Source organism: Nocardioides salsibiostraticola, from assembly GCF_054783655.1.
In genome coordinates, this window is record NZ_BAAGQD010000027.1 from 215,974 (window position 1) to 230,085 (window position 14,112).

Sequence of the window (14,112 nt, forward strand, 5' to 3'; positions counted from 1 at the left end):
TTTCTTTACTTTGCGGCGGGCATCTTCGGCGGCGCTTCTCCCAGGGGCCTACTTCGACAGGGCCCGCGAGCCCTTCGAGCTGTAGCGGCGCTTCCCGGTGCCGATCTCGTCCCCGGACGTGGCGCCGGGCTCGCCCGCGGATTCCCCCGGTTCGTGTGTCTCGTCGGGGCCGGACCACTGCGAGATCCACTCGTCCATCACGGTCCAGGTCGTATGACGCGCCGCGCGACCGGTGAGCATCCCCAGGTGTCCGCCCGGCACGATCTCGAAGCGGACCTCCTCCGAACCGGTCAGCAGCGGGGCCACGGCCTGGACGGCCTTGATGGGTGCGATGCCGTCGTTGGCGCCGCCGAAGATCAGCACGGGAGCCTTGATCTCACTGATCGCGATGGTGCGCTCGTCGAGTTCGAAGCTGCCGGTCTTGAGGACGTTGCCCTTCAAGAAGCGGTGGTAGAGCTGCCCGAAGGTGCGGCCGGGGTAGGCGATCATGTTGGCGGTGAAGTGATCGACCGCCTCGATCTGCGCCAGGAACTCGGTGTCGTCGATGTGGGTCGCGATGGCGATCGGCTTGGTCACCAGCTTCTGGAACGACGAGAGCTGGAAGGCCCACTTGACCAGGGGCTTGGGGGCGCCGCCGAAGGCCTGGTAGCCGCGGGTGATCAACCCCCCGCCGCCGCTGAGGTTGAGCAGTGGCCGCAGCGGCGCGACGATCGGCACCAGGCTCACGTCGAACGGGGACCCCACGACGCTGATCGAGGCGATCGGCAGGTCGGGGTTGTCGGCGGCGGCCAGCAGCGAGAAGATCCCGCCCAGGCTCCAGCCGATCACGTGCACCGGACGTCCCCCGGCGTGCGCGGAGGCCTCCCGGATCGCGGTCGGCACGACCTCGTCGATCCAGTGCTCCATCCCGAGGTTGCGGTCCTTGAAGGAGACCTGGCCGTACTCCACGAGGTACGTCGGCCGCCCGCCCCTCACGAAGTGCTCGACCAACGAGCACCCTCGGCGTAGATCGAAGCAGATCGCCGGTGCCGCGAGGGGGGTCACGAGCAGGACCGGGTCACCGGTCTGTTGCGCGGTGGCGGCGGGCCGGTAGTGGTAGACCTCGCGCAGGTTGCCCTCGTCGATCAGGGTCCGCGGCATGGGGCGGAGGTCGGCGAGGCCGCCGTAGAACAGCTTGTGCGCCACATTGCCGGCCGCCGCAACGACCTGATCAGGTTTCGGGATCAAGTCCATGGGGGGAATCTACCCCCGGAACGGGCACTCTCGTCGGTAGGCCCACGACCGCGGCCGCCCCCCGGGGATGGTGGCGGGGCTTCAGGATCGTCGCGCGGGCCTGACGGTCTTCCCGTGCGGACCGCCCTCCTCGGAGAGCCCCAGCATGAAGCTGTCGGCCCAGGCGGCGACGTCGTGCTGGCTGATGGTCTTGCGCATGGCGCGCATCCGCCGGGTCACCTCTTTCTCGTCGGCGTTGTAGGCCTCGAGCATGGCGGCCTTCATGCCGTTGATGTCGTAGGGATTGACCAGCCAGGCCTGGCGCAGCTCCGCCGCGGCGCCCGCGAACTCCGAGAGGACCAGGGCTCCGTCGTCCTCGAAGCGGCACGCGACGTACTCCTTGGCCACCAGGTTCATCCCGTCGCGGTACGGCGTGACGCACATGATGTCGGCGGCCCGGTAGAGCGCCGCCATCTCAGCGCGGGGATAGGAGGAGTGCAGGTAGGAGATCGCGGGCCGACCGATGCGGCCCAACTCGCCGTTGATGCGGCCGACGAGGCGGTCGATCTCGTCACGCAGGATGCGGTACTGCTCGACCTGCTCCCGTGAGGGGACCGCGACCTGCACGAACACCGCGTCCTCGACGTCGAAGTGTCCGTCCTTGATCAACTCGCTGAACGCGCGAAGCCGGGCGAAGATGCCTTTGGTGTAGTCCAGACGATCGATGCCCAGGAAGATCTTGCGGGGGTTGCCCAGCGCCTGGCGGATATCGGCAGCCCGAGCGGCCACGGCGTCGGTCTGGGCCAGCTCCTGGAACCCCTTGGCGTCGATGGAGATCGGGAAGGCGGCTGCGCGCACGGTGCGGCCGTCGGGGAGATAGACCAGGTCCCGGTGGGTCTTGTGGCCCACGCGCTGACGCACCAACCGAACGAAGTTGCCCGCCCCGCCGGGGAGTTGGAAGCCGAGCAGGTCCGCGCCCAACAGTCCCTCGAGGATCTGGCGACGCCACGGCAACTGCTGGAACAGCTCCGCAGGGGGGAAGGGGATGTGGAGGTAGAAACCGATCCGCAGGTCCGGCCGCATCTCGCGCAGCATCTGCGGCACCAGCTGGAGTTGGTAGTCGTGCACCCACACGGTGGCGTTCTTCGAGGCGATCTCGGCCGCCTTCTGCGCGAAGCGCCGGTTGACCGACACATAGGAGTCCCACCACTCACGGTGGAACTCCGGCTTGGCCACGACATCGTGGTAGAGCGGCCACAGGGTTCCGTTGGAGAAGCCTTCGTAGAAGTTCTCGATCTCCTCGGCGGTCATCCCCAGCGGCACCAGGTGCATGCCGTCGTCGACGAACGGTTCGAGGTCCTGCTCGGTGCCTCCTGGCCAGCCGATCCAGGATCCGTCGTTGGCGCGCATCACCGGTTCGATGGCCGTGACGAGCCCGCCGGGGGAGCGCCGCCAACCAGGGGTCCCGTCGCTGAGCACAACGCGATCCACGGGCAGGCGATTGGCGACGATCACGAGGTCGGACACGTGCCCACCATAGAAGCAACGAGGGCAGGGAGATAACTGCGCGACCCGACGATCACGCGAGGCGAATGACATCCGTGTGGTTTCCGGTCTAGAGTGGCCCCTGACGACGACTTGTGGGAGATGGACGCATGGAAGCCCAACGCGAGAACCCGAACACCGGGCCCGAGGACCTAGGCCACACGGCCACGTCCACCCTCAGCGAGCGGGACCGCGACATCCTCGACTTCGAGCGCCAGTGGTGGAAGTACGCCGGCGCCAAGGAGACCGCGGTCCGCGAGAAGTTCGACATGAGCTCGACGCGTTATTACCAGGTCCTCAACGCGCTGATCGACCGGCCCGAGTCCCTCGAGGTCGACCCGCTGCTCGTGCGCCGGCTGCGCCGTCTGCGGTCCCAGCGTCAGCGTCAGCGTTCGGCTCGCCGCCTCGGCTTCGAGGTCTGAGCCGCCATGTCTTCGAGTCTTCCCCCTCGTCGGCCGCGTAGCGCAGTCTTCCCCTCCCCGGTCGTGATGCTCAGCATCATCGCGGTGTTCATGGCCGCTGTGGCCTTCATGGCCACCCGCAACGCCGAGCCCACCGAGCGTGAGGTCATCCCGGCGGCCCAGCCGCAGGCGACCGCGACCCCGGCTGCTCCTCTCACCGAAAAGCCCACGGCGAAGCCGAAGCCCACACCGCCCGCGATCAAGCGCGGCAAGATCTACGTCGAGGTCTACAACAACTCCAACATCCCCGGACTCGCCGGCGGAGTGGCCGAGCGCGCCACGGGAGCGGGCTGGCAGGTCGTGGGCTCCGACAACTGGGTCGGGACCATCCCGACCACGACCGTCTACTACCCGCCGCGACTCAAGCGGGCCGGCGAACTCCTCGCCCTGGATCTGGGCATCGACCGGACCAACACCGCGGTGGATCCGATGCGCAGCGACCGGCTCACGCTGATCCTCACCGGCGAGCTGAACTGACCGACGCCTCGGGTATCGGCCGGACCGGCGTACAGCCCTGCGAGGTGCCCCAGACGTCACATGGTTGAGTGAGGGCCGTGGACGAGGACGGACCGAACAGCGAGGCGAAGTACGCCGCCCTGGTCCAGGCCGCTGCCACGTCGGTGATCGGACTGGACTTCGACGGCACCCTGGCCCACATCGTGGAGGACCCGGAGGCCGCGACCATCCATCCCGGGGCCCGGCGAATCCTGCTCGACCTGGCCGGGGAGGTCGCAGCGGTGGCGGTGGTCACCGGTCGCCCGGCCCAACAGGCCATCGATCTCGGCGGGTTCGAGAAGCTGGGTGACGCACTGGAGGCCGCCGACCGACACCTCTACGTCGTGGGCCAGTACGGCAACGAGCGCTGGTCCTCCTCGGATCGGCGGATCCAGAGCGCTGCTCCGCCCGCGGGGCTGGCCGCCTTCGAGGAGGAACTGCCCGGGGTGCTCGAGCGGGTCGGGGCGGCCGAGGCCTTCGTCGAACGCAAGGGACTGGCCGTAGCCATCCACACCCGGAGGCTCCCTGATCCGCAGGAGACCTTCGAGCGAGTGCTTCCCGAACTGCGCGACCTGGCTGAGCGCCACGATCTGAGCGTGGAGCCGGGCAAGCAGGTCGTCGAGGTCCGCGGTGCCGGGACCCACAAGGGTCACGCGATCCGCGAACTGGTCGCGGACACCGGGGTGAGCGGCTTCCTGTTCGCCGGTGACGATCTGGGCGACATCGAGGCCTTCGAGGCGCTCGATGATCTGGCCGGGGCGGGGCTCGCGACGCTGCGGGTCAGCTCCGACGCCTCACTCACCAGCCCGCTGCGATCGCTGGTGGACATCGTGGTCGACGGGCCGGACGGCGTACTCGCGCTGCTCGAGACGTTCCTTCGCGACGTTCGCGCCGCCCGTCACTGACCGTCACAGGGCGAACGTGGCACAGGCCACGTCCAACATGTGATACCCGAGTACACATTGTGAGACGAATTCATCTAATCTCGGAACAGCTCATCAAGAGGGACTGAGGGTACGGCCCGTCGACGTCCCGGCAACCGCCGCGAGAGATCCCTGTTCCGACCAGTTGTCGGACGGTCGCGGAAACGGTGCTAATTCCGTCCCGACCGCGAGATTCGCCCGGGGAAGATGAGAAGGAGGATTCATGAGCGCCCTTAGTGTCGAGCAGAACGTCGAGAACCCCGGAGCCGAGCCGGGTTCGAGTCAGGGTTCCAGTCAGGGTCCGATCCTTCGCCCCGGTGCCTTCGGGAACGCCACCAACCTGGCCTGTCGGGAGTGCGGCCACCAGGTCGCCCTCGGACCGCACTACGCCTGTCCGGAGTGTTTCGGCCCCCTCGAGGTCGCCTACGACTTCCCGGCGATAACCCGCGAGGAGATCGCCGCCGGTCCGGCCAACATCTGGCGCTACAAGGCGCTGCTGCCCGTGCCGGACGACATCGAGCAGAGCCCCAACATGGAGCCCGGGTTCACCCGACTGCTCGAGGCGCGCAACCTGGCCGCCGAGCTCGGCATGACCAAGTTGTGGGTCAAGGACGACTCGACCAACCCGACGAACTCCTTCAAGGACCGCGTGGTCGCCTGTGCGCTCAGCGCCGCGGTCGAGTTCAAGTCCAAGGTCTTCGCCTGCCCCTCCACCGGCAACCTGGCCAACGCGGTCGCCGCCGCCGGTGCGCGGGCCGGGATCAAGACCGTGGTGTTCATCCCCAGCAACCTGGAGAAGCCCAAGCAGGTCAACTCCGCGGTCTACACCGACTCGCTGGTCGCGGTGAACGGCAACTACGACGACGTCAACAAGCTCGCCTCGGAGATCGCCGGCGAGCAGGAGGGCTGGGCGTTCGTGAACGTCAACGTCCGGCCGTTCTACGCCGAGGGCTCCAAGACCCTGGGCTACGAGATCGCCGAGCAGCTCGGCTGGCGGCTGCCCGACCAGATCGTCATCCCGGTCGCCTCCGGCTCCCAGCTGACCAAGGTGGACAAGGCCTTCCAGGAGCTGATCACCCTCGGCCTGGTCGAGGACAAGCCCTACAAGGTCTTCGGCGCGCAGGCCACCGGTTGCTCCCCGGTCAGCGTCGCCTACAAGGCCGGCGTCGACGCGATCCGCCCGGTCAAGCCCGACACGATCGCCAAGTCCCTGGCCATCGGGAACCCCGCCGACGGCATCTACGTCCTCGACGTCTGCCGCCGCACCGGCGGCGCGGTGGAGGACATCACCGACGACGAGGTGCGCGAGGGCATCCTGCTGCTCGCCCGCAACGAGGGCATCTTCACCGAGACCGCCGGCGGCACCACGGTCGGCGTACTGAAGAAGCTCGTGGAGACCGGCCAGCTCGACCCGACCGCCGAGACCGTCGTGATCAACACCGGCATGGGTCTGAAGACCCTCGACGCCGTCGCCGACTCGGTGGGGGCCCGCGCCACCATCGATCCGTCCTACGACGCCTTCGTCGCGACCGGGATCTAGCCTGCTGTATCCGGCCTGCTGGTCGAGACCACCGAACGAGGAGAACCCATGAGTGTGTCTGTCCGCATCCCCACGATCCTGCGCACCTACACCGGCGGCGAGTCCGAGGTCACCGCCGAGGGTGAGACCCTCAGCGGCGTCCTGGCGCATCTCGAGAGTCAGTACGCCGGGATCAGCGCCCGCGTCCTGGACGACAACGGCAAGCTGCGTCGGTTCGTCAACGTCTACGTCGGCTCCGAGGACGTGCGGTTCCTCGACGACCTCGACACCGCCACCCCGGCTGGCTCCCAGGTCTCCATCATCCCGGCGGTCGCGGGCGGCTGAAAACTCAGCGGCGCGGGCTCGCGGGACGCTAGCATCGGCTCTCGGTTGGGCTCCTCACGGGGAACCGGCCCGCGATCCGGGCCCTCTTCGACCCCACCGACCGCTACGGCGCCCACCTCAACCTCGCGCGTCTGCCCCTGTCGTCGACCGACTTCAGCCCGACCCTGTGGACCTGGCGCTGGGACGGCACCCAGGCACACCCGGCCCCCAGGCCGCGGCTGCGCTTCTGCTTGAGGAGATCGCGCCGCTCGTGGGCGACGACCTGGCCGTCAACGCCGTCGCCTGGTCCGCGCCGGCGGAGATGAAGACCACCGGGACGCTGCGAGGAGGTGCGCTGCGCACCGACGCCGAGACGTCGTACGGGGACATGCTGGTGAGTCAGGCGCGCACCCTGCTGGAGGCCGGAGTCCCGGTGAAGTGGCTCTCGCTGGGCAACGAGCCGGACCAAACGGCACCCCCTTCGCGCGGACCGTCCGGTTCACCGACGGGCAGGGCTCCACGACCACGGCCCGGATCGACGCCGGGGACATCACCAGCGTCACCCTGCCGCGCTAGCAGCAGGTCATCCGTCGGGCCAGATGATCGCTCTCGGCCGCATTCGCGCAGAGGTCGATGGCCTCCCTGAAGGACACCTTCGCGGCCTCGACCGCCCCGCTGCGCAGCAGCAACTCGGCGCGGGCCGCGGGCAACCGGTGCCCGGGCAGGCTCAACCCCTCCAGCATCCGCAGACCCGTCTCCGGCCCATCCGCCTCGGCTCGCGCGACCGCGTGGTTCAGACGCACGACCGGTGACGCGGTGAGCGCCTCCAACTCGGCGTACCTCTCGCAGATGCGGGGCCAATCCGTCGACGCGGCGTCGCGGGCGAGGGCGTGTTCAGCCGCGATCAGCGCCTGGAGAAGGTACGCCGTCCCCGGGGCGTGCACCCACGGGCTGAGGAGCGCCACGGCCTCGTCGATCTCCCCGGCGTACCAACGCCGGCGATCCTGATCGGAGAGCAGCACCAACCCACCGTCAGAACCCACGCGGGCCTCGCGGCGGGAGTGCTGCAACAGCATCAGGGCCAACAGGGCGTCCAGATCAGGACCGACGGTGGCCTGGGGCGGCACCACCTCCCGGATCACCCGGACCAGGCGGATCGCCTCACCGGCCTGATCGACCCGTAGGACGTCCTGTCCGGTGCCGGGGGCGTAACCGGCGGTGAACGCCAGGTAGGCGATGTCGGCCACCGCGCCGACCCTGGTCAGGAGAGCGGGGCCGACCGGGATGGTGAAGTCCTGGCCGACCAGTCGCTTACGGGCGCGGGTGAGGCGGGCCGACATGGTGGCGGGGGAGACGAGGAAGAGTCGGGCGATGTCCGCGGTCGGCACACCCATCACCAACCGCAGCGTCAGGGCCGCCGCTGACTCCGGCGCAAGAGTGGGGTGGGCGCACAACAACACCAGGCGCAGACGCTCGTCGATGACCTCCACACCTCCCTGATCTCCTGCCGGCAACACGACGCGCGCGCTCCGCTCCTGCAGCCCGGCCTCGACGACCAGCAGCGGGAACTTGTCGGTGGCCACGGATTCCCGGCGCAACCGGTCCACCGCCCGCCGACGGGCAGCGGTGAGCAACCACGCCGGCTGGTTGTCGGGTACGCCGTCCACCGGCCAGCGCCGGGCAGCGGCCTCGAAGGCGTCGCCGAGGGCATCCTCGGCGAGGTCCAGGCGCCGGTACTGCGCAACGAGCAGGGCCAGCAACCGGCCCCACTCGTCGCGACAGGTCGTCTCGAGCGCATCCAACGTGTCCAATGTGTCTGGCTTGTCTGGAGGCGCGGCCTCAGCCGTGCTCGGCGCCGGCCCGGATCTCGAGGTCGGGGTGCACCTCGGCGAGGATGCGCGCGCACTCGAGGAAGTCCTGACGGTTGTCGGTCTCCACGAAGTAGAACCCGCCGATCTGTTCTGCGGTCTCGGCGTACGGACCCTCGGTGATCGACTGCGGGCCGCGGAAGACGGTGGCTTCCTTCGCGGAGGTGAGTTCGGCGGCCGCGACGATCGAGTGCCCGCGGCTGGTCAGCGCCTCGGTGAACTCTCCGTGCTTGCCCATCAGATGGTTCAGCGCGTCTTCGGTCATGGTGTCGTAGGCGGATTCGTCGCCGTGGATGAGAAGAAGGTAGGACGTCATAGCGGGCCCAAACTGTGAGGAGGTGACTGAGTCTGACACCTCGATGACGGCTGAGGGGAGGGCATTTCGACAGCGATCTCGAGGAAACTTCGTTGAACGTGTGCGCTGAGCCGGTCGTCGACCTCCTAAGGTGTCCCCGTGAGATCGCCTGGACGTAAGCCCGAGAAGTCAGCACCCCCTGCCGCAGCGGAGGAGTCACCCGCCAAGCAGAGTGGCAAGAAGGGTGGCAACAAAGGGGGTGGGGGACTGTCCAAGGGCGCCCAGGATCAGACGTACCTCACCAAGGGGCAGAAGGAGCGACGGCGTCTGCGGCAGATGAACCTGACCGAACTCGCGACGGAGTTCCGCACCGACAAGCACGGGACGCACTTCTACACCCCGCACTACCAGCGCTACTTCAGGCACCTGCGGCGTGAGGCGATCACCGTGCTGGAGATCGGCGTCGGCGGTTACGACCGCTACCAGAAGGGTGGCGGCTCCCTGCGGATGTGGAAGTGGTTCTTCCCGCAGGCCCAGATCATCGGGCTCGACATCGAGGACAAGTCCTTCGTGGACGAGCCCCGGGTGCGCACGGTGATCGGCTCGCAGACCGACGAGTCGGTGCTGCACCAGATCATCGAGGACGAAGGTGCCCCGATGGTCGTCATCGACGACGGCAGCCACGTCCCCGCCGACATCATCGCCACCTTCGCGATGTTGTTCCCGCTGCTGCCCGACGGGGCGGTCTACGCCATCGAGGACACCCAGACGTCGTACTGGCCCGAGTGGGGCGGCCAGATCGATCGAGACGCGGAGGGTACGACGATGTGGCTGGTCCGACAGTTGATCGACGGGCTCAACCACGAGGAGTTCCTCGACGAGGACTACGCCCCGTCGTACTCCGACCGACACGTGGTCGCCGTGCACTGTTTCCACAACCTGGTGATCATCGAGAAGGGCGTCAACGACGAGGGCAGCAACAAGCGCAACGTGCTGCGCGATCGCTTCGGCCACCCCGACGAGTAGTACCCACCGCCGAGTCGGCGCAACTTGACGCTCGTAGAGGCTCCAGTCGGCGCTACTTCGAAAACTAGCGCCGACTCGCGAGATGACGGGGGCTGGCGTTTGCACTCGACCCTGCCGAGTGCTAAAACTTGAGTTGGCACTCTCAGCATGAGAGTGCCACCACCCCGATCCGGGGAGTTGAGATCAGCAGCGTCGACGTGAAGGGAACGTCGGGTCGGCCTGGTCGTCCGTCGCGGGCAGCGAACTGGATCGTCCACACTCTTCCAGCGAGGAGATCGCAGGAGTTATGTCAAAGCTTATTGCCTTCAATGAGGAGGCCCGGCGCGGTCTCGAGCGTGGCATGAACACGCTCGCCGACGCCGTCAAGGTCACCCTCGGGCCCAAGGGCCGCAACGTCGTTCTCGAGAAGAAGTGGGGTGCCCCCACGATCACCAACGATGGTGTGTCCATCGCCAAGGAGATCGAGCTCGAGGACCCCTACGAGAAGATCGGCGCCGAGCTGGTCAAGGAGGTCGCCAAGAAGACCGACGACGTCGCCGGAGACGGCACGACCACGGCGACCGTTCTGGCCCAGGCCATGGTCCGCGAGGGTCTGCGCAACGTCGCGGCCGGCGCGAACCCGATGGGTCTCAAGCGCGGCATCGAGCAGGCCGTCGAGGCCGTCTCGGAGCAGCTCTCCAACATGGCCATCGACATCGAGACCAAGGAGCAGATCGCTGCTACCGCCTCGATCTCGGCTGCTGACTCCACCGTCGGCGAGATCATCGCCGAGGCGATGGACAAGGTCGGCAAGGAAGGCGTCATCACGGTCGAGGAGTCCAACACCTTCGGGCTGGACCTCGAGCTGACCGAGGGGATGCGCTTCGACAAGGGCTACATCTCGGCGTACTTCGTCACCGACCCCGAGCGCATGGAGACCGTGCTCGAGGACCCCTACGTCCTGATCGCCAACTCCAAGGTCAGCAACGTCAAGGACCTGCTGCCCCTCCTGGAGAAGGTCATGCAGTCCGGCAAGCCCCTGATGATCATCTCCGAGGACGTCGACGGCGAAGCCCTCTCGACCCTGGTCGTGAACAAGATCCGTGGCACCTTCAAGTCTGTGGCCGTCAAGGCACCCGGCTTCGGTGACCGTCGCAAGGCCATGCTGCAGGACATCGCGATCCTGACCGGTGGCCAGGTCATCTCCGAAGAGGTCGGCCTCAAGCTGGAGACCGCGGGCATCGAGCTGCTCGGTCAGGCCCGCAAGGTCGTCATCACCAAGGACGAGACCACCATCGTCGAAGGTGCCGGCGATGCCGGTCAGATCGAGGGACGGGTCAACCAGATCCGCGCCGAGATCGAGAAGTCCGACTCCGACTACGACCGCGAGAAGCTGCAGGAGCGCCTGGCCAAGCTGGCCGGCGGCGTTGCGGTCATCAAGGTCGGCGCGGCCACCGAGGTCGAGCTGAAGGAGCGCAAGCACCGCATCGAGGACGCCGTTCGCAACGCGAAGGCGGCCGTCGAAGAGGGCATCGTCGCCGGTGGCGGCGTGGCGCTCGTGCAGGCTGCTGACGCGGCCTTCGCCAAGCTCGAGCTCACCGGGGACGAGGCTACGGGCGCGAACATCGTCCGCTACGCCACCGAGGCCCCGCTGAAGCAGATCGCGATCAACGCCGGCCTCGAGGGCGGCGTCGTGTCGGAGAAGGTGCGCAACCTGACCCCCGGTCACGGCCTCAACGCCGCGACCGGCGACTACGTCGACATGATCGCCGAGGGCATCATCGACCCGGCCAAGGTGACCCGCTCTGCTCTGCAGAACGCCGCCTCGATCGCCGCGTTGTTCCTCACCACCGAGTGCGTCATCGCCGACAAGCCGGAGAAGTCCGCCCCGATGGGCGACCCGTCCGGTGGCATGGGCGACATGGGTGGCATGGGTTTCTGAGCCGAAGCGAGGAGGGCGCACCCCGAGGAACGAGGGGTAGTGCCTGACGAGTGGAGGGGAAGAAGCCCCATCAACATGGGCTTTTAAGTAAGCCCGTCTGACCAGCAACACCAGAACGGCCCCCGCGTAAGCGGGGGCCGTTCTGCATTGCGGTGGTGCTCTCCGCCGAACTACTGACAGAAGGACCGAAAAACGGTCGAAACAGGCCGTTTCGTGGCGATTCCGGTTTGTTCTGTCAGTAGTTCGGTTCGCTCATGGCTGACCGATCAGCGCAGCCACATCCGCTTTGAGGTGGCACTGACCGTGGTGGACGTCGACTGCACCTTCGCGATGTACGCCGTGCGCTGGCGACCGTTGCGGTCACGGACGCGGAACACCGCGTTGCCGCGGCGGTTCAACCGGGTCTTGCCGGCCGAGCGGAGGTTCCCGCGAACGAAGCGGAACATCTTCACCGTTGCGCCTGCTGCGGATCGACTCGCCTTCACCTTGATCCGGTCATGGGAGCCGCGGCTGCTGACCGGGCGGAGCTTCACCCGCACCGGCAACCCGATTCGGACCGTGCGGGACAGCGTGCGGACGTCGACGCCGTCGCTGACCTCGGCGGTGATTCGCGCCTTGCCCAACACGGACGCGACGAAGGTGTAGAGCGCCTCGCCTCTCGCGTTGGTGATCCGCGTGGCGCGGGCCTCACTTGAATCGGAGTCCGGACCGTTGCGGAAGAACCGGACCTTGTAACCGCGGATCGGGTTGCCCAGGTGGTCGATGACCCGAACGATCTGGGTGACCGGCTTGTTGAGCGCGATCTTGCCCCGTGGTGAGGAGCCCAGGGAGAACTTGGCGCGGTCGAAGTCGAGCTCGTAGAAGGAGGCGGTGGCCGACCCCGTGAGGTCCTTGGTGCTCGACGTGGTGGCGCCGGCGGTGTCGCTGTAGGTGGTGGTCGGGGCGTTCCACGTGCCCTTCACGGTGATCTCGGCGGCCTCGAACGAGACGACCCAGAAGTCACCGGATTGGTCGAGGTCACTCTCCAGGAAGTCCTCGCTGTAGTCCCAGTCGTCCAGGTTTCCGCTGTAGCGGAGCTCCACGGGCTCTCCGATCACCGGGTTGCCGAACTGGTCGGTGGTGAAGACGTCGTAGTAGGTGCGGTCAGCAGCCACGGTGGGGTTCACCGGGTTCTCCTGCTCGCTGGCCGGCGAGAGCACGATCTTGACCGCGCCTCCACTGAGGGGGTTGGTCGAGTCCCAGTCGGCAGTCCCGTTCTCGGACAGGTCGCCTGCGACCGCCGTCAGAGTCGCGGTCACGATGGGGTTGCTGTTGAAGCCGCTGTCGCGACCGATCGCGATCTGGAACGAGACCCTGCCTGCGGCGTTGGTGACCGCCGCAAGCGTCTGACCGAGGTCGGTGTAGTCACCGGCCGGGTCTCCTACGGTCGAGGGCAGTGGTGTGCCGTCGGTGAAGAACCCGTGATCGAGCGAGAGTTCCACGACCTGACCTTCCACGGGGTCGCGGTCGGCGTTGCCGTCTCCCTGGACCCCCGGGGTGGCCGGGTCGGTGTCGAAGGTGTCGTCCGGTGCGGTCAGGGTGAGTCGGCCGGGTAGCCCCTGGCCCGGCTTGCCGTCTCCGAGGTCGGTGAGCACGATCGTGCTGCCGGCCGGGGGATTGACGCTGATCAGGTCGACCGCGAGGGAGGCGTTGGCGTCGGCGTTCCCGATATCGGGGGTGGCCGTGGTGGCCGCTGCGACGCGGCCGCCGAGTTCGGTGCCCTGTCCGTCCTCGGCCGGGTCGCTGACGACGACGGCGAAGGCGCCATCAGGGTCGGTGGTGACCTCGATGGTCGTCACCGGCGCGCCGGGCGGGGTCGGGACGAAGCCTGCGTCGGCCTCGGGGTCGCCGCCTGCAGCACCGCGGGTGAACGTCAACCCGATCAGGCGTGCAGGGAGTCCGGTCCCGTCCTCGAGTCGCAGGTCGCCGGTGACGCTCTGGTCGGTGCCGGCCGGGATCGATGTCGGGTCGTCGGAGTCGAAGCCGATCTCGGCGTCTCCGGCCTTCACCGTCAGAAGCTCGGAGGCGGGTACGGCGTTGGCTCCATCACCGTCGGCCGAGAGTTCGGCCACCAGGGCGTAGGAGCCGCTGCCGACCCCGGGGAACGGCACCTGGAACTCGCCGGTGACGTCGGTGGCCTGCAGGGCTTCGCCGACCGCGGGAACCCGGACCACGGCCGCTGCCTCGTCGAACGGCGTGAAGGTCCAGTGGTAGCTGAGGTCCTGGGCGTCGTCGACGTCGACGTCGACACCCGCGTCGGTCACCTGGACGGTGATGTCACTCGCGGAGTACTCGTCGACGTCGAACGCGACGCCGTCGGTCGAGGTGCCGACCAGGGCCAGCGCGGCGTTGGCTGCTGCGGGTGAAGCGCCGAACGGGATCGATGCGACGGTGAGGGTCGCGATCATTGCGAGGCTCAGGCCGCTGGAGATGCTGTGCTTCTTCATGGGGTCCTTCCAGACAGGATAGGAGGGGGTCAGAGAG

13 protein-coding genes and 1 riboswitch are annotated in these 14,112 nt (G+C 67.8%); of the genes, 8 read left to right on the forward strand and 5 right to left on the reverse strand.

All coding sequences use genetic code 11. From position 1 onward, the window contains the following. Positions 1-48: 48 nt before the first annotated feature. Together ACYVLV_RS18825 and ACYVLV_RS18830 are read right to left on the reverse strand one after the other, a co-directional pair. On the reverse strand, positions 49-1,233 hold the full coding sequence (locus ACYVLV_RS18825) for an alpha/beta fold hydrolase (protein ID WP_460812751.1): 1,185 nt from the start codon (positions 1,231-1,233) through the stop codon (positions 49-51). Positions 1,234-1,314: 81 nt separating this feature from the next. After that, positions 1,315-2,739: an alpha,alpha-trehalose-phosphate synthase (UDP-forming) gene (locus tag ACYVLV_RS18830; protein ID WP_460812753.1), complete on the reverse strand. Its 1,425-nt coding sequence runs from the start codon at positions 2,737-2,739 to the stop codon at positions 1,315-1,317. A 128-nt stretch (positions 2,740-2,867) separates the two neighbouring features. Between ACYVLV_RS18830 and ACYVLV_RS18835 the strand changes: the two genes are divergently transcribed. The 6 genes from ACYVLV_RS18835 to ACYVLV_RS18860 all read left to right on the forward strand — a co-directional run bounded on the left by ACYVLV_RS18835 (position 2,868) and on the right by ACYVLV_RS18860 (position 7,055). Then, positions 2,868-3,179 carry a DUF3263 domain-containing protein gene (locus ACYVLV_RS18835; RefSeq protein WP_460812755.1) on the forward strand — a complete coding sequence of 104 codons (312 nt, stop codon included), beginning with the start codon at positions 2,868-2,870 and terminating at the stop codon, positions 3,177-3,179. Positions 3,180-3,245: 66 nt separating this feature from the next. Then, on the forward strand, positions 3,246-3,695 hold the full coding sequence (locus ACYVLV_RS18840) for a LytR C-terminal domain-containing protein (protein ID WP_460813088.1): 450 nt from the start codon (positions 3,246-3,248) through the stop codon (positions 3,693-3,695). Between the two features lie 77 nt (positions 3,696-3,772). Beyond that, positions 3,773-4,618 (forward strand): trehalose-phosphatase, encoded by an 846-nt coding sequence (gene otsB, locus ACYVLV_RS18845; protein ID WP_460812759.1) that lies wholly within the window; start codon positions 3,773-3,775, stop codon positions 4,616-4,618. 87 nt (positions 4,619-4,705) lie between these two features. Further along, positions 4,706-4,850, forward strand: a riboswitch (SAM riboswitch). A gap of 9 nt (positions 4,851-4,859) precedes the next feature. Continuing rightward, positions 4,860-6,176 (forward strand): threonine synthase, encoded by a 1,317-nt coding sequence (gene thrC, locus ACYVLV_RS18850; protein ID WP_460812763.1) that lies wholly within the window; start codon positions 4,860-4,862, stop codon positions 6,174-6,176. A gap of 48 nt (positions 6,177-6,224) precedes the next feature. Continuing rightward, entirely contained in the window at positions 6,225-6,500 is a 276-nt protein-coding gene (locus ACYVLV_RS18855) for a MoaD/ThiS family protein (RefSeq protein WP_460812767.1), read from the forward strand. 417 nt (positions 6,501-6,917) lie between these two features. Continuing rightward, a complete protein-coding gene (locus ACYVLV_RS18860; RefSeq protein ID WP_460812771.1) occupies positions 6,918-7,055 on the forward strand; it encodes a hypothetical protein in 138 nt (45 codons plus the stop codon). Here the strand turns inward: ACYVLV_RS18860 and ACYVLV_RS18865 are convergent. Further along, positions 7,052-8,281 (reverse strand): RNA polymerase sigma factor, encoded by a 1,230-nt coding sequence (locus tag ACYVLV_RS18865; RefSeq protein WP_460812773.1) that lies wholly within the window; start codon positions 8,279-8,281, stop codon positions 7,052-7,054. The genes ACYVLV_RS18860 and ACYVLV_RS18865 overlap by 4 nt on opposite strands. A gap of 37 nt (positions 8,282-8,318) precedes the next feature. Then, a complete protein-coding gene (locus ACYVLV_RS18870) occupies positions 8,319-8,663 on the reverse strand; it encodes a YciI family protein (RefSeq protein ID WP_460812775.1) in 345 nt (114 codons plus the stop codon). Positions 8,664-8,801: 138 nt separating this feature from the next. On the opposite strand from ACYVLV_RS18870, the gene ACYVLV_RS18875 reads away from it, so the two are divergent. Further along, positions 8,802-9,668 (forward strand): hypothetical protein, encoded by an 867-nt coding sequence (locus ACYVLV_RS18875; protein ID WP_460812778.1) that lies wholly within the window; start codon positions 8,802-8,804, stop codon positions 9,666-9,668. Positions 9,669-9,954: 286 nt separating this feature from the next. Beyond that, complete coding sequence (groL, locus tag ACYVLV_RS18880) at positions 9,955-11,589, forward strand: chaperonin GroEL (RefSeq protein WP_460812780.1); 1,635 nt, start codon at positions 9,955-9,957, stop codon at positions 11,587-11,589. Between the two features lie 266 nt (positions 11,590-11,855). On the opposite strand, the gene ACYVLV_RS18885 is transcribed toward groL, so the two are convergent. Next, entirely contained in the window at positions 11,856-14,075 is a 2,220-nt protein-coding gene (locus ACYVLV_RS18885) for a hypothetical protein (protein WP_460812783.1), read from the reverse strand. Positions 14,076-14,112 lie beyond the last annotated feature (37 nt).

Excerpts from the sequence above, each read along its gene's own strand:
- ACYVLV_RS18825 (WP_460812751.1), bottom strand. The coding sequence starts at position 1,233 with ATGGACTTGATCCCGAAACCTGATCAGGTCGTTGCGGCGGCCGGCAAT.
- ACYVLV_RS18835 (WP_460812755.1), top strand. The coding sequence starts at position 2,868 with ATGGAAGCCCAACGCGAGAACCCGAACACCGGGCCCGAGGACCTAGGC.
- ACYVLV_RS18840 (WP_460813088.1), top strand. The coding sequence starts at position 3,246 with ATGCTCAGCATCATCGCGGTGTTCATGGCCGCTGTGGCCTTCATGGCC.
- thrC (WP_460812763.1), top strand. The coding sequence starts at position 4,860 with ATGAGCGCCCTTAGTGTCGAGCAGAACGTCGAGAACCCCGGAGCCGAG.
- ACYVLV_RS18855 (WP_460812767.1), top strand. The coding sequence starts at position 6,225 with ATGAGTGTGTCTGTCCGCATCCCCACGATCCTGCGCACCTACACCGGC.
- ACYVLV_RS18870 (WP_460812775.1), bottom strand. The coding sequence starts at position 8,663 with ATGACGTCCTACCTTCTTCTCATCCACGGCGACGAATCCGCCTACGAC.
- groL (WP_460812780.1), top strand. The coding sequence starts at position 9,955 with ATGTCAAAGCTTATTGCCTTCAATGAGGAGGCCCGGCGCGGTCTCGAG.
- ACYVLV_RS18885 (WP_460812783.1), bottom strand. The coding sequence starts at position 14,075 with ATGAAGAAGCACAGCATCTCCAGCGGCCTGAGCCTCGCAATGATCGCG.